The sequence below is a fragment of the Enterobacter sp. JBIWA003 genome, assembly GCF_019968825.1.
GTDB classification, from domain to species: Bacteria; Pseudomonadota; Gammaproteobacteria; order Enterobacterales; family Enterobacteriaceae; genus Enterobacter; species Enterobacter quasiroggenkampii.
In genome coordinates this window covers 3,563,500-3,585,406 of the sequence record NZ_CP074170.1, presented here as the reverse complement: position 1 = coordinate 3,585,406, position 21,907 = coordinate 3,563,500, and the positions used below count along the sequence as shown (strand labels likewise).

Annotated in this window: 21 protein-coding genes and 4 tRNA genes; 14 read left to right on the top strand and 11 right to left on the bottom strand. The window is 56.0% G+C overall.

Features of this window, described 5'->3' with window-relative positions; all coding sequences use genetic code 11:
- Nucleotides 1-116: 116 nt before the first annotated feature.
- From cysP to pdxK, 6 genes are all read left to right on the top strand, one after another.
- A complete protein-coding gene (gene cysP / locus KGP25_RS17145; protein ID WP_167211839.1) occupies nt 117-1,130 on the top strand; it encodes a thiosulfate/sulfate ABC transporter substrate-binding protein CysP in 1,014 nt (337 codons plus the stop codon).
- Complete coding sequence (gene cysT, locus KGP25_RS17140; RefSeq protein ID WP_004123378.1) at nt 1,130-1,963, top strand: sulfate/thiosulfate ABC transporter permease CysT; 834 nt, start codon at nt 1,130-1,132, stop codon at nt 1,961-1,963. Before cysP ends, cysT begins: the two co-directional genes overlap by 1 nt.
- Nucleotides 1,963-2,838, top strand: a complete 876-nt coding sequence (gene cysW, locus KGP25_RS17135) for a sulfate/thiosulfate ABC transporter permease CysW (protein WP_045909450.1) — start codon at nt 1,963-1,965, stop codon at nt 2,836-2,838. Before cysT ends, cysW begins: the two co-directional genes overlap by 1 nt.
- The gene (gene cysA / locus KGP25_RS17130; RefSeq protein ID WP_008501607.1) at nt 2,828-3,922 is read left to right on the top strand and encodes a sulfate/thiosulfate ABC transporter ATP-binding protein CysA; all 1,095 of its coding nucleotides are present in this window, start codon (nt 2,828-2,830) and stop codon (nt 3,920-3,922) included. Before cysW ends, cysA begins: the two co-directional genes overlap by 11 nt.
- A gap of 113 nt (nt 3,923-4,035) precedes the next feature.
- Nucleotides 4,036-4,947 (top strand): cysteine synthase CysM, encoded by a 912-nt coding sequence (gene cysM, locus KGP25_RS17125; RefSeq protein WP_167211835.1) that lies wholly within the window; start codon nt 4,036-4,038, stop codon nt 4,945-4,947.
- A gap of 5 nt (nt 4,948-4,952) precedes the next feature.
- Nucleotides 4,953-5,789, top strand: a complete 837-nt coding sequence (pdxK, locus tag KGP25_RS17120; protein WP_223539339.1) for a pyridoxine/pyridoxal/pyridoxamine kinase — start codon at nt 4,953-4,955, stop codon at nt 5,787-5,789.
- A 44-nt stretch (nt 5,790-5,833) separates the two neighbouring features.
- Here pdxK and crr read toward each other — a convergent pair whose 3' ends face one another.
- From crr to cysZ, 5 genes are all read right to left on the bottom strand, one after another.
- Nucleotides 5,834-6,343 (bottom strand): PTS glucose transporter subunit IIA, encoded by a 510-nt coding sequence (gene crr, locus KGP25_RS17115; RefSeq protein ID WP_003861316.1) that lies wholly within the window; start codon nt 6,341-6,343, stop codon nt 5,834-5,836.
- Between the two features lie 40 nt (nt 6,344-6,383).
- Nucleotides 6,384-8,111, bottom strand: a complete 1,728-nt coding sequence (ptsI, locus tag KGP25_RS17110) for a phosphoenolpyruvate-protein phosphotransferase PtsI (RefSeq protein ID WP_023332954.1) — start codon at nt 8,109-8,111, stop codon at nt 6,384-6,386.
- 44 nt (nt 8,112-8,155) lie between these two features.
- Nucleotides 8,156-8,413: a phosphocarrier protein Hpr gene (gene ptsH / locus KGP25_RS17105; protein ID WP_045909449.1), complete on the bottom strand. Its 258-nt coding sequence runs from the start codon at nt 8,411-8,413 to the stop codon at nt 8,156-8,158.
- A gap of 317 nt (nt 8,414-8,730) precedes the next feature.
- Nucleotides 8,731-9,702: a cysteine synthase A gene (gene cysK / locus KGP25_RS17100; RefSeq protein ID WP_045909448.1), complete on the bottom strand. Its 972-nt coding sequence runs from the start codon at nt 9,700-9,702 to the stop codon at nt 8,731-8,733.
- Nucleotides 9,703-9,865: 163 nt separating this feature from the next.
- The gene (gene cysZ, locus KGP25_RS17095; RefSeq protein WP_048226154.1) at nt 9,866-10,627 is read right to left on the bottom strand and encodes a sulfate transporter CysZ; all 762 of its coding nucleotides are present in this window, start codon (nt 10,625-10,627) and stop codon (nt 9,866-9,868) included.
- 230 nt (nt 10,628-10,857) lie between these two features.
- Here cysZ and zipA point away from each other — a divergent pair, with 230 nt between their 5' ends.
- The 3 genes from zipA (at nt 10,858) to KGP25_RS17080 (ending at nt 14,143) form a co-directional block, all read left to right on the top strand.
- Nucleotides 10,858-11,841 (top strand): cell division protein ZipA, encoded by a 984-nt coding sequence (zipA, locus tag KGP25_RS17090; RefSeq protein WP_111968136.1) that lies wholly within the window; start codon nt 10,858-10,860, stop codon nt 11,839-11,841.
- Nucleotides 11,842-11,910: 69 nt separating this feature from the next.
- Nucleotides 11,911-13,926: an NAD-dependent DNA ligase LigA gene (ligA, locus tag KGP25_RS17085; RefSeq protein ID WP_223539338.1), complete on the top strand. Its 2,016-nt coding sequence runs from the start codon at nt 11,911-11,913 to the stop codon at nt 13,924-13,926.
- Between the two features lies 1 nt (nt 13,927).
- Entirely contained in the window at nt 13,928-14,143 is a 216-nt protein-coding gene (locus tag KGP25_RS17080) for a DUF3820 family protein (RefSeq protein ID WP_003861328.1), read from the top strand.
- Here KGP25_RS17080 and KGP25_RS17075 read toward each other — a convergent pair.
- Nucleotides 14,140-15,135, bottom strand: a complete 996-nt coding sequence (locus tag KGP25_RS17075) for a bile acid:sodium symporter family protein (RefSeq protein ID WP_045909444.1) — start codon at nt 15,133-15,135, stop codon at nt 14,140-14,142. The two genes, KGP25_RS17080 and KGP25_RS17075, sit on opposite strands and share 4 nt — an antisense overlap.
- A gap of 89 nt (nt 15,136-15,224) precedes the next feature.
- Between KGP25_RS17075 and KGP25_RS17070 the strand changes: the two genes are divergently transcribed.
- A complete protein-coding gene (locus KGP25_RS17070; RefSeq protein ID WP_045909443.1) occupies nt 15,225-16,160 on the top strand; it encodes a LysR family transcriptional regulator in 936 nt (311 codons plus the stop codon).
- Here KGP25_RS17070 and KGP25_RS17065 read toward each other — a convergent pair.
- On the bottom strand, nt 16,157-16,495 hold the full coding sequence (locus tag KGP25_RS17065; RefSeq protein ID WP_045909442.1) for a FlxA-like family protein: 339 nt from the start codon (nt 16,493-16,495) through the stop codon (nt 16,157-16,159). The two genes, KGP25_RS17070 and KGP25_RS17065, sit on opposite strands and share 4 nt — an antisense overlap.
- 206 nt (nt 16,496-16,701) lie before the next feature.
- Here KGP25_RS17065 and xapA point away from each other — a divergent pair, with 206 nt between their 5' ends.
- From xapA to KGP25_RS17050, 3 genes are all read left to right on the top strand, one after another.
- Nucleotides 16,702-17,526, top strand: a complete 825-nt coding sequence (gene xapA, locus KGP25_RS17060) for a xanthosine phosphorylase (RefSeq protein ID WP_223539337.1) — start codon at nt 16,702-16,704, stop codon at nt 17,524-17,526.
- A 51-nt stretch (nt 17,527-17,577) separates the two neighbouring features.
- Nucleotides 17,578-18,834, top strand: a complete 1,257-nt coding sequence (locus KGP25_RS17055) for a nucleoside permease (protein ID WP_223539336.1) — start codon at nt 17,578-17,580, stop codon at nt 18,832-18,834.
- Between the two features lie 67 nt (nt 18,835-18,901).
- Nucleotides 18,902-19,786: a LysR family transcriptional regulator gene (locus KGP25_RS17050; RefSeq protein ID WP_048226142.1), complete on the top strand. Its 885-nt coding sequence runs from the start codon at nt 18,902-18,904 to the stop codon at nt 19,784-19,786.
- A 43-nt stretch (nt 19,787-19,829) separates the two neighbouring features.
- Here the strand turns inward: KGP25_RS17050 and KGP25_RS17045 are convergent.
- From KGP25_RS17045 to KGP25_RS17030, 4 genes are all read right to left on the bottom strand, one after another.
- Nucleotides 19,830-19,905: transfer RNA gene (locus tag KGP25_RS17045), tRNA-Lys, on the bottom strand.
- A 4-nt stretch (nt 19,906-19,909) separates the two neighbouring features.
- Nucleotides 19,910-19,985, bottom strand: a tRNA-Val gene (locus KGP25_RS17040).
- A 29-nt stretch (nt 19,986-20,014) separates the two neighbouring features.
- A tRNA-Val gene (locus KGP25_RS17035) sits at nt 20,015-20,090 on the bottom strand.
- Nucleotides 20,091-20,131: 41 nt separating this feature from the next.
- A tRNA-Val gene (locus KGP25_RS17030) sits at nt 20,132-20,207 on the bottom strand.
- A 258-nt stretch (nt 20,208-20,465) separates the two neighbouring features.
- On the opposite strand from KGP25_RS17030, the gene gltX reads away from it, so the two are divergent.
- Nucleotides 20,466-21,881: a glutamate--tRNA ligase gene (gene gltX / locus KGP25_RS17025; RefSeq protein ID WP_045909401.1), complete on the top strand. Its 1,416-nt coding sequence runs from the start codon at nt 20,466-20,468 to the stop codon at nt 21,879-21,881.
- Nucleotides 21,882-21,907 lie beyond the last annotated feature (26 nt).

Sequence of the window (21,907 nt, the reverse complement as noted above, 5' to 3'; positions counted from 1 at the left end):
CCTTATTCCCTTTTCTGCTTCTAAATCACCAAACGGTATATAAAACCGTTACTCCTTTCATCCCCGTTATAAATATTATGACTATAAGATAGTCATCACATTTATAAGGGTGCGCAATGGCCGTTACTGTACTGAAAAAAGGAACTCTGGCGCTGGCAGGTTTACTGCTGGTGGCACAGGCGCAGGCGACTGAACTGTTGAACAGTTCGTATGACGTCTCCCGCGAGCTGTTTGCCGCCCTTAACCCCCCGTTCGAACAGCAGTGGGCGAAAGACAATAACGGCGATAAGCTGACCATCAAGCAGTCCCACGCCGGTTCGTCCAAACAGGCGCTGGCCATTCTCCAGGGGCTGAAAGCGGATGTGGTGACCTACAACCAGGTCACTGACGTGCAGATCCTGCATGACAAAGGCAAGCTCATCCCGGCGGACTGGCAGAGCCGTCTGCCGAACAACAGCTCGCCGTTCTACTCCACCATGGGTTTCCTGGTGCGCAAGGGCAATCCGAAGAATATCCACGACTGGAGCGACCTGGTGCGTTCCGACGTGAAACTGATTTTCCCGAACCCAAAAACCTCCGGTAACGCGCGTTACACTTATTTAGCGGCGTGGGGTGCGGCGGACAAGGCTGACGGTAACGATAAAGCCAAAACCGAGCAGTTCATGACCCAGTTCCTGAAAAACGTCGAAGTGTTTGATACCGGCGGCCGCGGGGCGACCACGACTTTCGCAGAGCGCGGTCTGGGCGATGTGCTGATCAGCTTCGAGTCGGAAGTGAACAACATTCGCAAACAGTATGAAGCGCAGGGCTTTGAGGTGGTTATCCCGAAAACCAACATTCTGGCCGAATTCCCGGTCGCATGGGTGGATAAAAACGTGCAGGCAAACGGTACCGAGAAAGCGGCAAAAGCCTATCTCAACTACCTGTACAGCCCTCAGGCGCAGACCATCATTACCGATTACTACTACCGCGTGAACAACCCGGACGTGATGGACAAGCTGAAAGATAAATTCCCGCAGACCGCGCTGTTCCGCGTGGAAGATCATTTTGGCTCCTGGCCAGACGTGATGAAAACGCATTTTGCCAGCGGCGGTGAGTTAGACAAACTGCTGGCGGCGGGGCATAAGTAATGTTTGCAGTATCGACTAAACGCGTGCTGCCGGGCTTTACCTTAAGTCTCGGGACCAGCCTGCTGTTCGTTTGCCTGATCCTGCTGTTGCCGCTCAGCGCGCTGGTGATGCAGCTTGCGCAGATGAGCTGGGCGCAGTACTGGGACGTGGTCACTAACCCGCAGGTGGTGGCGGCCTATAAGGTGACGCTGCTGTCGGCGTTTGTCGCCTCCATTTTTAATGGTGTGTTCGGCCTGCTGATGGCATGGATTTTAACCCGCTATCGCTTCCCGGGCCGCACGCTGCTTGACGCCCTGATGGATCTGCCGTTTGCGCTGCCGACGGCGGTCGCAGGCTTAACCCTCGCGTCTCTCTTCTCCGTGAACGGGCTGTACGGCGAGTGGCTGGCGAAATTTGACATCAAGGTGACCTATACCTGGCTCGGTATCGCGGTGGCGATGGCCTTTACCAGCATCCCGTTTGTGGTGCGTACCGTGCAGCCGGTGCTGGAAGAGTTAGGTCCGGAATACGAAGAAGCGGCGGAAACGCTGGGTGCCACGCGCTGGCAGAGCTTCCGCAAGGTGGTGCTGCCGGAGTTGTCTCCGGCGCTGATGGCGGGCGTCGCGCTGTCGTTTACCCGCAGCCTTGGCGAGTTCGGCGCGGTGATTTTTATCGCCGGGAACATTGCCTGGAAAACGGAAGTGACCTCGCTGATGATTTTCATTCGCCTGCAGGAGTTTGATTATCCGGCGGCGAGCGCGATTGCTTCGGTGATCCTCGCGGCCTCGCTGCTGCTGCTGTACTCGATTAACACTCTGCAAAGTCGCTTTGGTCGACGTGTGGTAGGTCACTGATGGCGGAAGTTACGCAATTGAAGCGATACGATGCGCCCCGCATCAACTGGGGTAAATGGTTTCTGATTGGGGCGGGCGTGCTGGTGTCCGCCCTCATTCTCGTCGTGCCGACGATTTATATCTTCGTTCAGGCGTTCAGCAAGGGCCTGATGCCCGCGCTGGAAAACCTGGCGAACCCGGATATGCTGCACGCCATCTGGCTGACCGTGCTGATTGCCCTGATTACCGTTCCGGTGAACCTGGTGTTTGGTACCCTGCTGGCGTGGCTGGTGACGCGCTTTAACTTCCCGGGACGTCAGCTGCTGCTGACCCTGCTGGATATTCCGTTTGCCGTGTCGCCTGTGGTGGCCGGTCTGGTGTACCTGCTCTTCTACGGCTCCAACGGCCCGCTGGGCGGCTGGCTGGATGCGCATAACCTGCAGATCATGTTCGCCTGGCCAGGTATGGTGCTGGTTACCATCTTCGTGACCTGTCCGTTCGTGGTGCGTGAGCTGGTGCCGGTGATGTTAAGCCAGGGGAGCAACGAAGACGAAGCGGCGGTGCTGCTGGGGGCTTCAGGCTGGCAAATGTTCCGCCGCGTGACGCTGCCGAATATCCGCTGGGCGCTGCTTTACGGCGTGGTACTGACCAACGCCCGCGCGATTGGCGAGTTCGGTGCTGTTTCCGTTGTTTCCGGATCCATTCGCGGTGAAACCCTGTCGCTGCCGCTCCAGATTGAACTGCTGCAGCAGGACTACAACACCATCGGCGCGTTTACTGCCGCAGCGTTGCTGACGCTGATGGCCATTTTGACCCTGTTTTTGAAGAGTGTGGTGCAGTGGCGTTTAGAAAATCAGGAAAAACGTCTGCATCAGGAGGGAAATCATGAGCATTGAGATTGCCAATATTAAGAAGTCTTTTGGTCGCACCCAGGTGCTGAATGATATCTCGCTGGATATCCCTTCCGGACAAATGGTGGCGCTGCTGGGACCGTCTGGCTCCGGCAAAACCACGCTGCTGCGTATTATCGCCGGGCTTGAGCATCAGACCAGCGGGCACATCCGCTTCCACGGTACCGACGTGAGCCGCCTGCACGCCCGCGATCGTAAAGTGGGCTTTGTGTTCCAGCACTACGCGCTGTTCCGCCACATGACCGTGTTTGACAACATTGCGTTTGGCCTCACCGTACTGCCGCGTCGCGAGCGCCCGGATGCGGCAACCATTAAGGCGAAGGTGACCAAACTGCTGGAGATGGTGCAGCTGGCTCACCTGGCGGATCGTTTCCCGGCCCAGCTGTCCGGCGGGCAGAAGCAGCGCGTGGCGCTGGCGCGCGCGCTGGCCGTTGAGCCGCAAATTCTGCTGCTGGATGAACCCTTTGGCGCGCTGGATGCACAGGTGCGTAAAGAACTGCGCCGCTGGCTGCGTCAGCTCCATGAAGAGCTGAAATTCACCAGCGTCTTTGTGACCCACGACCAGGAAGAGGCGATGGAAGTCGCGGATCGCGTGGTGGTCATGAGTCAGGGCAACATTGAGCAGGTTGACGAGCCGGAACAGCTCTGGCGTGAACCGGCGACCCGCTTCGTGCTGGAGTTTATGGGCGAGGTGAATCGTCTGCAGGGCACCATTCGCGGCGGGCAGTTCCACGTGGGCGCGCACCGCTGGCCGCTGGGCTATACCTCCGCCCACCAGGGACCGGTCGATCTGTTCCTGCGTCCGTGGGAAGTGGATGTGAGCCGTCGAACCAGCCTGGATTCACCGCTGCCGGTGCAGGTGCTGGAAGCGAGCCCTAAAGGGCACTATACCCAACTGGTGGTACAGCCGCTGGGCTGGTATACCGAGCCGCTGACGGTGGTCATGCGCGACGACGTCCCGCCGCATCGGGGAGAACGCCTGTTTGTTGGGCTGCAGCATGCCCGTATTTATCACGGCAAGGAGCGCATCGAGACGCGCGAGGATATTGCTCTGGCGGAGTCAGCCTGATAGGTTAGGATTACGTAGTTTTGCCGGGTGGCGCTGCGCTTACCCGGCCTACAATATGACGTATGTAGGCCCGGAGCGCTGCGCGCCACCGGGCTTTTTATTGGACAGCGATCATGAATACCTTAGAAAAGACCATCGGCAACACGCCTCTGGTCAAGCTTCAGCGCATGGGGCCAGACAACGGCAGCGAAATCTGGGTCAAACTCGAAGGCAATAACCCGGCGGGGTCGGTGAAAGACCGCGCCGCGCTGTCGATGATTGTCCAGGCCGAAAAGCGTGGTGAAATCAAGCCGGGCGACGTGCTGATTGAAGCCACCAGCGGCAACACCGGTATCGCCCTGGCGATGATTGCGGCGCTGAAAGGCTACCGCATGAAGCTGCTGATGCCGGATAACATGAGCCAGGAGCGCCGCGCCGCGATGCGTGCCTACGGAGCCGAGCTGATTCTGGTGACCAAAGAGCAGGGGATGGAAGGCGCGCGCGACCTGGCGTTAGAAATGGCCGAGCGCGGCGAAGGTAAACTGCTCGATCAGTTTAATAACCCGGACAATCCTTACGCCCACTACACCACCACCGGCCCGGAAATCTGGCAGCAAACCGACGGGCGAATCACCCATTTTGTCTCCAGCATGGGTACCACCGGCACCATTACCGGGGTATCGCGTTTTCTGCGCGAGCAGGATAAAGCCGTCACCATTGTCGGCCTGCAGCCGGAAGAGGGGAGCAGCATTCCGGGCATTCGCCGCTGGCCGGCGGAGTATATGCCCGGCATTTTTAATGCGCAGCTTGTGGACCAGGTGCTGGATCTTCACCAGCGCGAGGCGGAAAATACTATGCGTGAGCTGGCCGTGCGCGAAGGCATCTTCTGCGGCGTCAGCTCGGGCGGCGCGGTAGCGGGCGCGATTCGGGTGGCGCAGGCAAACCCGGGCGCGGTGGTGGTGGCGATTATTTGCGATCGCGGCGATCGCTATCTGTCTACCGGCGTCTTTGGTGAAGAGAGTTATTCGCAGGGGGCGGGAATTTAAGCGTCATGGAGATGATTCTATTCCGGGATAATACCCGGGCGCAGCAAACCGATATTGTCGCGGTGCAGTCGCAGGTGGTGTACGGCAGCGTGGGAAACAGCATCGCGGTGCCGAATATTCGAACCCACAGGCTGAACGTCACCGCCGTGCCAACGGTACTGTTCAGTAACACGCCACACTATGACACGTTCTACGGCGGCGTGATCCCCGACGAGTGGTTCAGCGGCTATCTGAAGGCGCTGGAAGAGCGCGAGATCCTGCGCGAGCTTAAGGCGGTCACTACCGGCTATATGGGAAATGCCAGCCAGATCGTCCTGCTGGCGCAGTGGCTGAAGGCGGTCAAAGCGCAGCATCCTGACCTGCTGGTGCTGGTCGACCCGGTTATCGGCGATATCGACAGCGGAATGTACGTGAAGCCCGAGATCCCCGAAGCGTATCGGGAGCACCTGCTGCCGCTGGCGCAGGGGATCACGCCAAACGTCTATGAGCTGGAAGTGCTAAGCGGCAAACCGTGCCGCACGCCGGAAAGCGCCATCGCGGCGGCACAGGGACTGCTCTCTGACAGCCTAAAATGGGTGGCGATCACCAGTGCGCCGGTCGCTGACGACCCGCAGAACATCCACGTGGTGCTGGTCACCCGCGAGGGCGTTACCATTAGCGCGCATCCGCGGGTAGAAACCGATCTGAAAGGGACGGGCGATCTGTTCTGTTCAGAACTGGTGAGCGGCATTGTTGAGGGGAAAACCGTTGCCGATGCCATTCGCATGGCTGGCGATCGGGTGACGGACGTGATGCTCTACACCCAGTCGAAAGGCTACGACGAGCTTATCCTGCCGGCATAAACAAAAATGGCGCCCGAAGGCGCCATTTTACTGTGCGGCAAGAATTACTTCTTGATGCGGATAACCGGGGTTTCACCCACGGTGACGCTGCCAGACAGTTTGATCAGTTCTTTGATTTCGTCCATGTTGGAGATAACAACCGGAGTCAGGGTAGACTTGGCTTTTTCTTCCAGCAGTGGCAGATCGAATTCAATCACCGGGTCGCCAACTTTAACACGCTGGCCTTCTTCCGCGATACGTTTGAAGCCTTCGCCTTTCAGTTCAACGGTGTCGATACCGAAGTGAACGAACAGTTCGATACCGCTATCAGATTCGATAGAGAACGCATGGTTGGTTTCAAAAATTTTACCGATGGTGCCGTCAACTGGAGCAACCATTTTGTTGCCAGTTGGTTTGATAGCAATGCCATCACCAACGATTTTCTCAGCAAACACTACATCCGGCACGTCTTCGATGTTGACGATCTCGCCGGAGAGCGGAGCAACAATCTCAATAGTTCCGGAGTCTTTCTTATCATCAGAAACCAGAGATTTCAGTTTATCGAACAAACCCATGATCTTCTCCTAAGCAGTAATTTGGGCCGCATCTCGTGGATTAGCAGATTGTTTTTTCTTCAATGAACTTGTTAACCAGCGTCATTAACTCGTCCGTTGTCGGTTGAGCAAGAGCCTGCTCTGCTAACACCTTCGCATCTTCGAAGTTCGTGTTACGGATAATCTTCTTAATGCGCGGGATGGAAATGGCGCTCATAGAGAATTCGTCCAGACCCATACCCAGCAACAGAAGTGTAGCACGTTCGTCGCCTGCAAGCTCACCACACATGCCAGTCCATTTACCTTCTGCATGAGAAGCATCAATAACTTGCTTGATCAAGTTCAGTACGGACGGTGACATTGGCTGGTAGAGATGTGAAATCATATCATTACCACGGTCAACTGCCAGGGTGTACTGCGTTAAATCATTGGTACCGATACTAAAGAAATCAACTTCTTTGGCTAAATGACGCGCAATGGTCGCCGCCGCTGGTGTTTCCACCATTACGCCGATCTCGATTGACTCGTCAAACGCTTTACCTTCGTCGCGCAGTTCCTGTTTGTAGATTTCGATCTCTTTCTTCAGTGCACGCACTTCTTCAACAGAGATGATCATTGGGAACATGATGCGCAGCTTACCGAACGCAGAGGCACGCAGGATCGCGCGAACCTGGTCACGCAGGATCTCTTTACGATCCATTGCGATACGGATTGCACGCCAGCCCAGGAACGGGTTCTCTTCTTTCGGGAAGTTCATGTACGGCAGCTCTTTGTCGCCACCGATGTCCATGGTACGGACGATAACCGCCTGAGAGCCACACGCTTCAGCCACGGCTTTATACGCGGCAAACTGCTCTTCTTCTGTAGGCAGCGCGTCGCGGTCCATGAACAGGAATTCAGTACGATAGAGACCGACGCCTTCCGCACCGTTGCGCTCAGCGCCATCAACGTCGCGGACGGTACCGATGTTTGCGCACACTTCAACCTGATGGCCGTCCAGGGTGATGGCTGGCAGGTCTTTCAGCTTAGCGAGTTCCGCTTTTTCAGTCGCAACCTGCTCCTGAACCGCGCGCAGTTTATCGATCTCTTCATTGGTTGGGTTGACGTAAACCAGATTGTTTACGGCATCCAGAATCAGATAGTCGCCGTTTTTCACCTGAGAGGTGACGCTACCGGTACCCACGATGGCAGGCAGTTCCAGAGAACGCGCCATGATAGAGGTGTGGGAGGTACGGCCACCCGCGTCGGTGATGAAACCGAGGACCTTTTTCAGGTTCAGCTGTGCGGTTTCAGACGGGGTGAGGTCAGCAGCAACCAGGATCACTTCATCCTGAATTGCGCTCAGGTCGATAATGGCCAGACCCAGGATGTTGCGCAGCAGGCGCTTACCGATGTCACGTACGTCAGCCGCACGCTCTTTCAGGTATTCATCATCCAGTTCTTCCAGGGCAGTTGCCTGACCTTCGATAACTTCATGCGCAGCCGCGTCGGCCGTCATGCCTTTATCTTTAATCAGGGCTATGATTTCCTGCTCCAGCTCCTCATCTTCGAGCAGCATGATGTGCCCTTCGAAGATGGCTTCTTTTTCTTCACCGAAAGTTTCGCCAGCTTTAGTTTTGATTGCTTCCAGTTGCGCAGATGCCTTGGCACGACCGCTCAGAAAACGTTCAACTTCCTGATCAACCTTGTCGGCAGAAATTTTTTTCCGGTCGATGACGATCTCGTCTTCTTTCAGCAGCAGTGCTTTGCCGAAAGCGATACCCGGGGATGCTAAAATGCCTGAAATCATAACCCTACCTTACTTGTGACTGATATTTAAAAGAACCCGGAAACTTACTCGAGCTCAGCCATCAGTTTTACCAGATGCTCAACTGCTTTCTGCTCGTCTTCACCTTCCGCAGAGATGGTGACTACGGTGCCCTGAGTCAGGCCCAGAGTCTGCAGTTTGAACAGGCTTTTTGCGCTCGCGCTTTTGCCGTTGGAAGTCACAGTGATTTCAGAAGAAAAGCCTTTTGCTTCTTTAACAAACTGAGCAGCAGGGCGGGTGTGCAGACCGTTCGGAGCGGTAATGGTAACTTCTTGCTGGAACATTGTATTTCCCCAACTTATAGGTTTAGTGTTGTGGAACTAAAGTCTAGCCTGGCGACTGAACTTTAGCCTGTATTGTTAGCGCTGACGTTTCGATCGTCATTAAACATTATGCAGCGAAAGCAAGACTTGAACCAAATCATAAAATCGATTCAGCAAGGCTATTTCATTCGCTGATTAATTTCACGCATCAAAATAATTGCTGGTTTAAATACCAGACCCTACGGGGTGAAGCAATGCCAGGAGGGGTAAAAGTTTGAAGCAGGCCACAAAAAAGCACCTGAAAAGGTGCTTTTTTACGCGTTATTAACATGCTGGCACTACTGTTGCAGCTCTTTTTCAGTGAAGAGATCGGCAAACAGCGCGGTGCTCAAGTAACGCTCACCCGAGGAAGGAAGGATAACCACAATATTCTTATTGGTAAAGGCTTCATCTTCCTGAAGCTTGAGCGCTGCCGCAACGGCCGCACCGGAAGAGATACCCGCCAGAATACCTTCTTCATCCATCAGGCGACGCGCGGTAGAGATGGCTTCTTCGTTCGTAATGGTGATCACTTTATCGATCAGCTTCAGATCCAGGTTGCCCGGAATGAAGCCTGCGCCAATACCCTGAATTTTGTGCGGGCCGGGTTTAAGCTCTTCCCCCGCCAGCGCCTGGGTGATAACCGGTGAGTCAGTCGGCTCAACGGCAACGGTAATCAGATCTTTTTTACCCTTCGTGCCTTTAATATAGCGTGACACGCCGGTCAGCGTACCGCCGGTACCCACGCCGGAGATAAAGACGTCAACCTGGCCGTCAGTATCTTCCCAGATTTCCGGGCCGGTGGTCTTCTCGTGAATTTCCGGGTTTGCCGGGTTGCTGAACTGCTGCAGCAGCAGGTATTTCGCCGGATCGCTGGCCACAATCTCTTCGGCTTTCTGAATGGCACCTTTCATGCCTTTCGCGCCTTCGGTCAGCACCAGGTTTGCGCCCAGCGCTTTCAGCAGCTTACGACGCTCGATGCTCATGGTTTCAGGCATGGTCAGCGTCAGCTTGTAGCCGCGCGCGGCAGCAACATAGGCCAGAGCGATCCCGGTATTGCCGCTGGTCGGTTCCACCAGCTCAACGCCAGGCTTCAGTACGCCACGTTTTTCAGCATCCCAAATCATGTTGGCACCGATGCGGCATTTTACGCTGAAGCTCGGGTTACGTGATTCGACCTTCGCCAGGATGCGTCCATTACCGATACGGTTCAGTCGAACCAGGGGCGTATGACCGATAGTCAGCGAGTTGTCTTCATAAATCTTACTCATGGCCTGTCCTTAACTGTATGAAATTGGGATACCGACCCAGCATACCTGCTAAGCAGGTAGGGGGAAGTAAGGAATTCGCATATCTATATACTGCAAGGAAATAATGGGGATCAGTATGGAATAAGGGGCGGCATAAGCCACCCCTGCTTTACACATTTTTGCATTATTTCCATAACGCGTGCTTTGCACGGTAGCAGTCCACCCACATTGCCGTCGCGCCGCAGACGGCAACCGGCATGATGAACAGATTCAGGAATGGGATCATGGTAAACAGGCTGGTCAGCGCACCAAACTGCATATTGGCAACCTTCTGGCTGCGCAGGGCGGTGCGCATCTCTTTAAACGGCACCTTGTGGTTATCGAACGGATAGTCGCAGTACTGGATGGCCAGCATCCAGGCGCTGAACAGGAACCACAGCACCGGTGCCACCGTCTGGCCAATGCCGGGCACAAAATAGAGGATAAGCAGCACAATCGCGCGGGGCAGGTACCAGGCAAACTTCTGCCATTCACGCTTCATAATGCGAGGGAGGTCTTTCATGATCCCCCATATGCCCGTGTCCGGCGGTGTTGCGCCGGTAAGGCGCGCTTCCAGCTGTTCCGCCAGCAAACCGTTAAACGGTGCGGCTATCCAGTTGGCAATCGTCGAGAAGAAGTAGCCAAACACCAGCAGCACGGAGATCACCGCCACCGGCCAGAGCAGGTAGTTAAGCCACTGCAGCCAGTTTGGCACATGGCTCATCAGCGACGGGATCCAGCTCTCCAGCTTTGTGAACAGCCACCAGAACGCGCCGCCCATCAGAATAATGTTGATCAACAGCGGCAGGATGACGAAGCGTCGAATACCCGGCAGGGAGACCAGTTTCCAGCCCTGAGAAAAATACCAGACGCCGCTGCGCGGGGGGGAAGAAGATGTTGAAACCATAGCCAGGCTGTACTCCTTTTTACACAACCAGTGGAATTGCCCGCCTATATTATCCACTTACGGACCAATGACCAGTTCGGAAATGTTCGAAAAACCAGCAAAAAGCACGATTTCCTTCATCTTTATGCTGTGAATGCTCTGCACACACTTGCACTTGACGTAAACGGCAAATACTCTTAGTGAGTAAATGTTTGCCGTGGTGGCAAGGTGTTAGAACAACAGAGAATATAATGATGCAGGATTTGCGTCTGATATTAATCATTGTTGGCGCGATCGCCATAATCGCTTTACTGGTACATGGTTTCTGGACCAGCCGTAAAGAGCGTTCCTCGATGTTTCGCGATCGCCCACTGAAGCGCATGAAGTCCAGTCGTGACGACGATGACAGTGAAGATGACATCGATGGAAGCGACGACGACGGCGTGGGTGAAGTTCGTGTTCATCGGGTCAATACTGCGCCCGGCGTAGGCCATGGGGAGCATGAAGCGCCTCGTCCTTCGCAGCACCAGTATCAACCGCCGTATGCTTCTGCACAGCCGCGCCAGCCAGCGCCGCAGCCTGTGGAAGAACCGGTGCGCCAGCCGCCGCAACAGCCTGTCTATCAGCAGCCTGCTGCGCCACAACCGGTTCAACAGCAACCGGTGCAGCAGCCCGTGCAACAGCAGCCTGCACAGCCGGTGTCACAACCGCAGCAGCCTGTTCATGTTCAACCTGCGCCGCAGCCCGCGCCAGCCCCGCACGTTGAGCCTGAGCCCGTTGCAGAGCCAGAACCGGTTGTTGAAAAACCGCAGCGTAAAGAAGCGGTGATCATCATGAACGTGGCCGCGCATCACGGTAGCCATCTCAACGGTGACGTTCTGCTTAACAGTATTCAACAGGCAGGCTTCAAGTTTGGCGATATGAACATTTTCCATCGTCACCTGAGTCCTGACGGTAGCGGCCCGGCGCTGTTCAGCCTGGCCAACATGGTTAACCCAGGTACCTTTGATCCGGACATGACCGGTGATTTCGTTACGCCTGGCGTCACTATCTTTATGCAGGTGCCGTCTTACGGCGACGAACTGCAAAACTTTAAGCTGATGCTGCAGTCCGCTCAGCATATCGCTGACGAAGTCGGTGGTGTGGTGCTCGACGATCAGCGTCGAATGATGACCCCGCAGAAACTGCGCGAGTATCAGGACCGCATCCGCGAAGTTAAGGAAGCTAACGCGTAATCGCCGCGTTGACTTCAACTCCTCCTCAACCCCCGCATGTCGGGGGTTTTTTCTCATTGATGGTGTGATATGGACTCAATCGAACAACAACTCACTGAACTGCGAACCACGCTTCGCCATCATGAATATCTCTATCATGTTATGGACGCACCGGAAGTCCCGGATGCGGAGTATGACCGCCTGATGCGTGAGCTGCGGGAATTAGAGGCGCAGCATCCAGAACTCATCACGCCGGATTCCCCCACCCAGCGCGTCGGCGCAGAGCCGCTGGGGGCCTTCAGCCAGGTGCGGCATGAAGTGCCAATGCTGTCGCTGGATAACGTCTTCGATGAAGAGAGCTTCCTCGCGTTTAACAAGCGTGTGCAGGATCGCCTGAAAAGCAGCGACGCGCTCACCTGGTGCTGCGAGCTGAAGCTGGATGGCCTGGCCGTCAGCCTTCTCTATGAAAACGGCGTGCTGGTGCGTGCCGCGACGCGTGGCGACGGTACGACGGGTGAAGACATCACCACTAATGTGCGTACCATCCGCGCGATCCCGCTGAAGCTTCAGGGTGACAACATCCCTGCGCGTCTGGAAGTGCGCGGCGAGGTGTTCCTGCCGCAGGCGGGCTTCGAGAAAATTAACGAAGAGGCGCGTCGCACCGGCGGGAAGGTGTTTGCTAACCCGCGTAACGCGGCGGCGGGCTCGCTGCGTCAGCTTGACCCGCGCATCACTGCAAAGCGACCGCTTACTTTCTTCTGCTACGGTGTCGGTATTCTGGAGGGCGGCGAGCTGCCGGATACCCATCTCGGGCGTCTGCTGCAGTTTAAGGCGTGGGGGCTGCCGGTGAGCAACCGCGTTCAGCTCTGCGACTCGCCAGAAGCGGTACTGGCGTTCTACCACAAGGTGGAAGAGGATCGTCCGACGCTCGGCTTTGATATTGATGGCGTGGTCATCAAGGTGAATTCACTGGCGCTGCAGGAGCAGCTGGGCTTCGTGGCGCGCGCGCCGCGCTGGGCGGTGGCGTTTAAGTTCCCGGCTCAGGAGCAGATGACCTTCGTCCGCGACGTGGAGTTCCAGGTGGGACGTACGGGAGCCATTACGCCGGTCGCCCGTCTGGAGCCGGTGCAGGTGGCGGGCGTGCTGGTGAGTAACGCCACGCTGCATAACGCCGATGAAATCGACCGCCTGGGCCTGCGTATTGGTGACAAAGTGGTGATTCGCCGCGCGGGGGACGTGATCCCGCAGGTGGTTAACGTTGTGGAGTCAGAACGTCCTGACGATACGCGCGAGGTTGTCTTCCCAACCTATTGCCCGGTGTGTGGCTCGGACGTTGAGCGTGTGGAAGGTGAAGCCGTGGCGCGCTGTACGGGGGGCTTAATCTGTGGCGCACAGCGTAAAGAATCACTGAAGCACTTCGTTTCCCGTCGCGCAATGGACGTGGACGGCATGGGCGACAAGATTATCGATCAACTGGTTGAGAAAGAGTATGTCCACACGCCAGCGGACCTCTTCAGGCTGACCGCAGGTAAACTGACCGGTCTGGACCGCATGGGGCCAAAGTCAGCCCAGAACGTGGTTAACGCGCTGGAAGCCGCCAAAGAGACCACCTTCGCCCGCTTCCTGTACGCGCTGGGCATTCGTGAGGTGGGTGAGGCGACGGCCGCGGGTCTGGCAGCATACTTTGGTACGCTGGAGGCGCTGGAAAAGGCGAGCATCGAGGAGCTGCAGAAAGTCCCGGATGTCGGCATCGTCGTTGCCACGCACGTCTTTAACTTCTTTGCCGAAGAGAGCAACCGTAACGTCATCGGCGAACTGCTGGAAGAGGGGATTAAATGGCCCGCGCCGGTGGTGGTTAATGCTGAAGAGATCGACAGTCCGTTCGCCGGTAAAACGGTGGTGCTGACCGGCAGCCTGAGCCAGCTTTCACGCGACGAGGCCAAAGCCCGTCTGGTGGCGCTGGGGGCAAAAGTGGCGGGCAGCGTGTCGAAGAAAACCGACCTGGTGATTGCCGGAGAAGCGGCGGGTTCGAAGCTGGCGAAAGCCCAGGAGCTCGGCATTGAGGTTATCGACGAAGCGGAAATGATGCGTCTGTTAGGAGAGTAACGTGGAGAAAGAGCAGCTCGTTGAGATCGCCAATACCGAGATGCCGTTCGGAAAATACAAGGGCCGCAGGCTGATTGATTTGCCGGAGGAGTATCTGCTGTGGTTTGCCCGTAAGGATGAATTTCCGGCAGGGCGACTGGGCGAGCTGATGGCGATAACGTTACTGATCAAAACCGAGGGGCTGACCCAGCTGGTGCAGCCCCTGAAACGTCCTTAAGCCTTCGCGGCGCGGGTCGCTTCCTGCGCCAGCTTTTCGGTCTGGCGCTTGTAGCGACGCGCCAGCACCGCGCAGACCATCAGCTGGATCTGATGGAAAATCATCAGCGGCAGCACCATCATCCCAATCACCGAGGTCGGGAACAGAATGTTGGCCATCGGGATGCCGTTCGCCAGGCTCTTCTTCGAACCGCAGAACACAATCGTAATTTCATCCGCTTTGTTGAAGCCGCACTTACGTGCCACAAAGACGTTTACTGCTATTACAATCGCCAGCAGGACAATGCTGACCACCACGATAAACAGCAGCGAGCCTGCCCCCACCTTGTGCCAGATCCCGTTCACGACAGCTTCGCTGAAGGCGGAGTAAACCACCAGCAGAATCGAGGTCTGGTCGGTTTTTGAAATCCATTTTTTATGCTTCGCCACAAATGCGCCGGTCCACGGACGGGAGAGATGACCCAGGACAAACGGCAGCAGCAGCTGCAGACAGATTTTGCCCACCTGCTCAAGGTTACCTTCCGCACCGTGCATGTTCATCAGCAGGCCCACCAGCAGCGGCGAGACGAAAATCCCCAGCAGGCTGGAGGCTGATGCCGAGCAGACCGCGGCCGCCACGTTCCCTCCCGCGAGAGAGGTAAAGGCAATGGCGGACTGCACCGTGGCCGGAAGAATACAGAGATACAGGAAGCCGGTGTAGAGCGCCGGGTCGACGTTAACCGGCGCCCACCAGGCAAACAACACCCCGAGGATCGGGAACAGAATAAACGTGCTGCACATCACCCAGAGGTGCAGTCGCCAGTGGCTACCGCCCGCGATAATGGCTTCACGGGAGAGTTTTGCGCCGTGCATAAAGAACAGCAGCGCGATGGCGGCCGTCGTCAGTCCTTCAAAGAACGGGACGAACCCGCCGCGAGCGGGAAAGAACGAGGCCAGTAAAACGGTAACCACCAGGGTGAGCGTAAACGGATCAACAATACGAAATAGTTTCATAATGACTCCTGAAAACAGATGTCGCTATTGTGCTTTTTTCCATTTGAGAAATAAAATTGATTTATTGCATCCATTCATGAATTAAACAGATGAATTATTCCTTACGCCAGCTTCGCATTTTCGTCACCGTCGCCCATGCCCGCAGCTTTAGCCGGGCAGGGGAGATGATTGGCCTGAGCCAGTCGGCGGTCAGCCACAGCGTGAAAGAGCTGGAGAATCAGACGGGGGTAAGATTACTCGATCGTACCACGCGCGAAGTGGTGTTGACCGAAGCCGGGCAGCAGCTGGCTCTGCGCCTTGAACGGCTGCTGGATGAACTGAACAGCACGCTCAGAGACGTGGGAAGACTGGGTCAGCAGCTTTCAGGTACCGTGCGGGTTGCGGCCAGCCAGACGATCTCTGCGCACCTTATCCCGCAGTGTATTGCCGAGGGAAGCCATCGCTACCCGGACATTGATTTTGTGCTGCATGACAGACCGCAACAGTGGGTGCTGGAGAGCATCCGCCAGGGAGATGTCGATTTTGGTATTGTTATCGATCCCGGCCAGGTGAGCGATCTGGAGTGCGAAAGCGTACTTTCAGAGCCCTTTTTGCTGCTCTGCCGTGACGACGATCCGCTGGCCGCGTTACCGGAGGTCAGGTGGCAGTCACTGCAGGGCGCGAACCTGGTTTTACAGGATTATGCTTCGGGCAGCCGCCCGCTGATTGATTCCGCACTGGTGGATCAGAGGGTCAAGGCAGCAATCGTGCAGGAGATTGGTCACCCGGCAACGCTGTTTCCCATGGTGGAAGCCGGCATTGGCATCAGCATATTGCCCGCCCTGGCGCTTCCCCTGCCGCAGGGAAGTCGACTGGCCGTGAAGCGGTTGACGCCCGTTGTTGAGCGAAAGCTAATGCTGGTGCGGCGAAAAAATCGTTCACTCTCGGGGGCGGCGCAGGCTATCTGGGAAGTGGTGCGTATCCAGGCACAGCGATTAACCGAGGCCCGCATACGCGATCCACTGTTTAACGCATCAGAAGATTAGATGTAGATATCAATCTGATTAGTGTCTGACGGGCTATTCACGCCTTCCACTTTGCCCAGTTTTTGTTCCTGCTTTTTCTGGGCCTCTTCGGCCTGCTGGCGCTGCAGCGCGGCGAGCTGCGCCTGCAGCACTTTGATCTGGGTCTGAATCAGTTCCTGCTGCTTTTTCTTCTCATCGGTGCTGATGGGGCTGTTCGACAGCTCTTTTAACTGCTGGGTCAGCTTTTTGATCTTGTCGAGAATGCGGGTGATTTGCGCAGAGATATCGTTACTGCTCGAAGTGCCACTCGCGCCGCTGGTTTGTATCTGTTGGGTTGAAGCCTGAATGGTCGTCATACTTTTTCCTCGCGTTATAAAACAGAGGTATCGGCACCGACGGGATTAGCTTGAGCAAAACTGCCATATCTGGCAGGGAGTTGCATCGATACACAATCAGTATTGATGGTGCGGTGAAAGTGTATTGGAGGTCACCGGCAGGCTGCGGATATAAGACGTAAGTCATGCGATCCCCGCATCGCGATCTTCATCCTTAAGGAGCCTCTATGACCCTCTCGAATAATCCGTGGTACTGCGCCGACATCATTCGCGCCGCTAAGCCGAACTTCACGCCTCGCGTGGCATTTATTCTCGGCTCTGGCCTGGGCGCCCTTGCCGACCAGATTGATGACGCCGTTTCTCTGAGCTACGAAACGCTGCCTGGCTTCCCGGTGAGCACCGTGCATGGCCATGCCGGGGCGCTGGTGCTCGGGCATCTTGCCGGGGTGCCAGTTGCCTGCATGAAGGGGCGCGGCCATTTCTATGAGGGGCGCGGGATGGCCATCATGACCGATGCGATCCGTACCTTTAAGCTGCTGGGATGCGAACTGCTGTTTAGCACCAATGCGGCGGGCTCGTTGCGCCCGGACGTTCAGCCAGGCAGTCTGGTTGCTCTGAGCGACCATATTAACACCATGCCGGGCACGCCGATGGTAGGGCTGAACGATGAGCGCTTTGGCGAGCGTTTCTTCTCGCTGGCCAATGCTTACGACGCGGATTACCGCGCCATTCTGCAAACCGTCGCGACGAACGCCGGCTTCCCGCTCCATGAAGGGGTGTTTGTTTCTTATCCCGGTCCGAACTTCGAGACGGCGGCCGAGATCCGCATGATGCAAATTATCGGCGGCGATGTGGTGGGCATGTCCGTAGTGCCGGAAGTGATTTCCGCGCGTCACTGCGGCCTGAAGGTCGTGGCCGTTTCTGCGATTACCAATCTCGCGGAAGGGCTGGGCGATATCAAACTCTCGCATGAACAAACCCTCGCTGCCGCTGAGCTTTCCCGCCAGAACTTTATCAATCTTATCTGCGGTTTTCTTCGCCATATTGCCTGAGTAAAACAATAAAGTGGCCCGTGAGGGCCACACTGCTATAAGGAATGGGTTATGAGCATCACGACTCGCTTAAAGATGATGTCCTTTATGCAATATTTTATCTGGGGGAGCTGGTTGGTTACCCTCGGCGCTTACATGATTAACACCCTACATTTTACCGGCTCCGACGTGGGCATGGTGTACAGCTCCAAAGGACTTGCCGCGATTGTTATGCCCTCGCTGGTGGGAATTATTGCCGACAAATGGCTGCGGGCAGACCGCGCCTACGTGATTTGTCATCTCGTTTGCGCCGTCGCGCTCTGCTATGCCGCACAGGTCAATGAGCCGGGCCTGATGTTCTGGGTCATGCTGGTGAATGCGATGGCCTTTATGCCCACGATTGCGCTGTCGAATACGATTTCTTACTCCTGTCTTGAACGGGCAGGGCTGGATACGGTGAGCCATTTCCCACGAGTGCGGGTGTATGGCACCGTGGGCTTTATTGCCGCGATGTGGACCATAAGCCTGATGGGGGCAGAGCTGAGCAACCTGCAACTCTATATGGCGGCTGCCGCGTCCGTGCTGCTGGCGCTCTATTCTCTGACATTGCCAGCCATTCCGGTGGCAAAAACAAAAACCTCTCCGTCGCTGGCCAGCAAGCTGGGCCTCAATGCGTTTGTCCTGTTTAAACAGCCCCGCATGGCGGTGTTCTTTTTATTCGCGATGCTGCTGGGGGCCGTGCTGCAGATAACCAACACGTTTGGCAGCCCCTTCCTGCATGATTTTGCGCGTAATCCGGCGTATGCCGATAGCTTTATCGTCAAATATCCGTCCATCCTGCTCTCCGTTTCGCAAATCTCTGAAGTGTTCTTCATTCTGACCATTCCGTACTTCCTCGGACGCTTTGGTATTAAAACGGTCATGCTGATGAGCATGGTGGCCTGGATGCTGCGGTTTGGGCTGTTTGCCTTTGGCGATCCCTCTGCAACAGGCTTTGTGCTGCTCATGCTCTCAATGATTGTCTACGGCTGCGCGTTCGACTTTTTCAATATTTCCGGCTCGGTGTTTGTCGAACAGGAGGTGAGCGCCGATATCCGCGCCAGCGCACAGGGGCTGTTTATGACAACCGTTAACGGTATCGGGGCCTGGTTCGGATCGGTATTGAGCGGTATGGCCGTCGATTATTTCTCGGTGGACGGAGTGAAGGACTGGCAGACGATCTGGCTGGTATTCGCGGCCTATGCCCTGGCGCTCGCGGTGGTGTTTTATTTCAGCTTCAACTATCGCCACACCTGCAAAAACAGCGAGATGCGCACAGTTGCGCACTAAATTTCCCCTCTGGACGATGAAAGGCTTTAAGGTAGGCACATAAGTGTTATCGCCAGGATATGTTTTGATGGAACGCGCCTATCGGACCGATCTCAAGCTGCTGCGCTATTTTCTGGCCGTGGCGGAGGAGCTGCATTTTGGACGGGCTGCGGCCCGTCTCAATATGTCTCAGCCGCCGTTGAGCCTGCATATTAAAGAGCTGGAAAGCCAGCTGGGGACGTTACTGTTTATTCGCCACTCGCGGAGCGTCGCGTTGACGCATGCCGGTAAGGTGCTGATGGAAGAGTCCCGTCGTTTGCTTGCCGGTGCAAACCAGGCGCTGGCTCGCGTCGAGCAGATTGGCCGGGGGGAGGCAGGGCGCATTGAGCTGGGTATTGTCGGTACCGCCATGTGGAGTGAGGTGCGCACGGTGATGCGCGCTTTTTTGAAATCGCACCCGAATGTAGATGTCGTATTCCGCGAGAAATCCCCGGTCATGCAGATGGCGCTGCTTGAGCGCCGGGAGCTGGATGTGGGCATCTGGCGAATGGCAACCGAGCCCACCGCTGGGTTTACCAGCGTACGGTTACGTGAGGCTGCTTTTCTGGTGGCGATGCCGGAGGATCACCGGCTGGTGAGCGAATCATCGATTGCGCTCGCAGAGTTGCAGGACGAGTATTTTGTCACGATGCCTTCAGCGCATTCTGACTGGGCATTTTTACATCGCGTCTGCCAGCAGGCCGGGTTTTCGCCGATGATCGTGCGTGAAGCCGTAGAGCCGCAAACGGTACTGGCGATGATCAGCATGGGCATGGGGATTACGCTTGCCGCAGACAGTTACGCGCAAATGCAGTGGCCGGGCGTGGTGTTCCGCCCGCTGAAAGAGCGTATACCGGCAGATTTGTATGTGGTGTATGACGAGAAGCAGGCGACGCCCGCGGTGAAGACATTGATTGCGACGTTAACAATGTAAATCGCAGATAGCAAAAAAGCGCCTTTAGGGCGCTTTTTTACATTGGTGGGTCGTGCAGGATTCGAACCTGCGACCAATTGATTAAAAGTCAACTGCTCTACCAACTGAGCTAACGACCCGAAATGGTGGGCGATGACGGGCTCGAACCGCCGACCCCCTCCGTGTAAAGGAGATGCTCTACCAACTGAGCTAATCGCCCATTTCGGAACTGCTGCGATAAGGTGAGAATGGTGGGCGATGACGGGCTCGAACCGCCGACCCCCTCCGTGTAAAGGAGATGCTCTACCAACTGAGCTAATCGCCCAATCTCAATTCTTATCTACACTGCGAGCCTACCGAAGTAGATGGTGGGTGATGACGGGCTCGAACCGCCGACCCCCTCCGTGTAAAGGAGATGCTCTACCAACTGAGCTAATCACCCCCGCTGTGTGGAGTCGCATTATAGGGAGAGTTGAAAATGAGTCAACGCATTTTCTAAAGTTTTTATTCGTTCGTCGTAAAATTAAGCAAAACGATCGCGAAACGGGCAGTGGCGCATGATTTCTAAACAAAAATCGCAAACTCGGGCCCGATTCAGGGAACAACATTGAGGAATCGCCGCACAGTGATAGAATATTGCCCATCGTTTTTTCCCCAGGATTTGCCGATTGCCGGCATCTTTATAACGTAAGGCCATTTCATGAAAATCAAAACTCGCTTCGCGCCGAGCCCGACAGGCTATCTGCACGTCGGTGGTGCACGTACCGCTCTCTATTCCTGGCTTTTCGCACGCCACAACAAAGGTGAGTTCGTGCTGCGTATTGAAGACACCGATCTTGAGCGCTCCACGCCAGAAGCAATTGAAGCCATTATGGATGGGATGAACTGGCTGAACCTGGAATGGGACGAAGGTCCCTATTTCCAGACCAAACGCTTTGACCGCTATAACGCCGTCATTGATGAGATGCTGGTCGCGGGCACGGCGTATAAGTGCTACTGCTCCAAAGAGCGTCTGGATGCGCTGCGCGAAGAGCAGATGGCGAACGGTGAAAAGCCGCGTTATGACGGCCGCTGCCGCCATGACCACAGCGAGCATGCTGCTGATGAGCCTTGCGTCGTGCGTTTTGCTAACCCGCAAGAGGGGTCTGTGATCTTTGACGACCAGATCCGTGGCCCGATCGAATTCAGCAACCAGGAGCTTGACGACCTGATCATCCGTCGTACCGATGGCTCCCCAACCTACAACTTCTGCGTGGTGGTTGACGACTGGGATATGGAAATTACCCACGTTGTGCGCGGTGAAGACCACATCAACAACACGCCACGTCAGATCAACATTCTGAAGGCGCTGAACGCGCCGGTGCCTGTCTATGCGCACGTCTCCATGATCAACGGTGATGACGGCAAAAAACTGTCTAAACGCCACGGTGCGGTGAGCGTCATGCAGTATCGCGACGACGGCTATCTGCCAGAAGCGCTCCTGAACTATCTGGTGCGTCTGGGCTGGGCCCACGGTGACCAGGAGATCTTCAGCCGCGAAGAGATGATCGAACTCTTCTCTTTGAGCTCTGTCAGCAAATCCGCCAGCGCGTTTAACACTGACAAGCTGCTGTGGCTGAACCATCACTACATCAATACCATGCCGCCAGAATATGTGGCGACGTATCTGCAGTGGCACATTGAGCAGGCAAATATTGATACCCGCACGGGCCCTGAGCTGGCGGATCTGGTGAAACTGCTCGGCGAGCGCTGCAAAACGCTGAAAGAGATTGCTGAAAGCTGCCGCTACTTCTATGAAGAGTTTGATGCGTTCGATGCGGACGCCGCGAAGAAACACCTCCGCCCGGTTGCGCGTCAGCCGCTGGAAGTGGTGCGTGACAAGCTGGCTGCCCTCACCGAGTGGACCGCTGAGAATGTGCATCACGCCATTCAGGCGACGGCGGACGAGCTGGAAGTAGGTATGGGTAAAGTCGGTATGCCACTGCGCGTTGCGGTGACCGGTGCAGGTCAGTCTCCGGCGCTGGACGTAACGGTTCATGCCATCGGCAAATCACGCAGCGTGGCGCGCATTAACAAGGCGCTGGACTTCATCGCTGAACGTGAAAATCAGCAGTAATCACCTCTAAGAAAAAAACGGCAGGG

Excerpts from the sequence above, each read along its gene's own strand:
- cysP (WP_167211839.1), top strand. The coding sequence starts at position 117 with ATGGCCGTTACTGTACTGAAAAAAGGAACTCTGGCGCTGGCAGGTTTA.
- cysT (WP_004123378.1), top strand. The coding sequence starts at position 1,130 with ATGTTTGCAGTATCGACTAAACGCGTGCTGCCGGGCTTTACCTTAAGT.
- cysW (WP_045909450.1), top strand. The coding sequence starts at position 1,963 with ATGGCGGAAGTTACGCAATTGAAGCGATACGATGCGCCCCGCATCAAC.
- cysA (WP_008501607.1), top strand. The coding sequence starts at position 2,828 with ATGAGCATTGAGATTGCCAATATTAAGAAGTCTTTTGGTCGCACCCAG.
- cysM (WP_167211835.1), top strand. The coding sequence starts at position 4,036 with ATGAATACCTTAGAAAAGACCATCGGCAACACGCCTCTGGTCAAGCTT.
- pdxK (WP_223539339.1), top strand. The coding sequence starts at position 4,953 with ATGGAGATGATTCTATTCCGGGATAATACCCGGGCGCAGCAAACCGAT.
- crr (WP_003861316.1), bottom strand. The coding sequence starts at position 6,343 with ATGGGTTTGTTCGATAAACTGAAATCTCTGGTTTCTGATGATAAGAAA.
- ptsI (WP_023332954.1), bottom strand. The coding sequence starts at position 8,111 with ATGATTTCAGGCATTTTAGCATCCCCGGGTATCGCTTTCGGCAAAGCA.
- ptsH (WP_045909449.1), bottom strand. The coding sequence starts at position 8,413 with ATGTTCCAGCAAGAAGTTACCATTACCGCTCCGAACGGTCTGCACACC.
- cysK (WP_045909448.1), bottom strand. The coding sequence starts at position 9,702 with ATGAGTAAGATTTATGAAGACAACTCGCTGACTATCGGTCATACGCCC.
- cysZ (WP_048226154.1), bottom strand. The coding sequence starts at position 10,627 with ATGGTTTCAACATCTTCTTCCCCCCCGCGCAGCGGCGTCTGGTATTTT.
- zipA (WP_111968136.1), top strand. The coding sequence starts at position 10,858 with ATGATGCAGGATTTGCGTCTGATATTAATCATTGTTGGCGCGATCGCC.
- ligA (WP_223539338.1), top strand. The coding sequence starts at position 11,911 with ATGGACTCAATCGAACAACAACTCACTGAACTGCGAACCACGCTTCGC.
- KGP25_RS17075 (WP_045909444.1), bottom strand. The coding sequence starts at position 15,135 with ATGAAACTATTTCGTATTGTTGATCCGTTTACGCTCACCCTGGTGGTT.
- KGP25_RS17070 (WP_045909443.1), top strand. The coding sequence starts at position 15,225 with ATGAATTATTCCTTACGCCAGCTTCGCATTTTCGTCACCGTCGCCCAT.
- KGP25_RS17065 (WP_045909442.1), bottom strand. The coding sequence starts at position 16,495 with ATGACGACCATTCAGGCTTCAACCCAACAGATACAAACCAGCGGCGCG.
- xapA (WP_223539337.1), top strand. The coding sequence starts at position 16,702 with ATGACCCTCTCGAATAATCCGTGGTACTGCGCCGACATCATTCGCGCC.
- KGP25_RS17055 (WP_223539336.1), top strand. The coding sequence starts at position 17,578 with ATGAGCATCACGACTCGCTTAAAGATGATGTCCTTTATGCAATATTTT.
- KGP25_RS17050 (WP_048226142.1), top strand. The coding sequence starts at position 18,902 with ATGGAACGCGCCTATCGGACCGATCTCAAGCTGCTGCGCTATTTTCTG.
- gltX (WP_045909401.1), top strand. The coding sequence starts at position 20,466 with ATGAAAATCAAAACTCGCTTCGCGCCGAGCCCGACAGGCTATCTGCAC.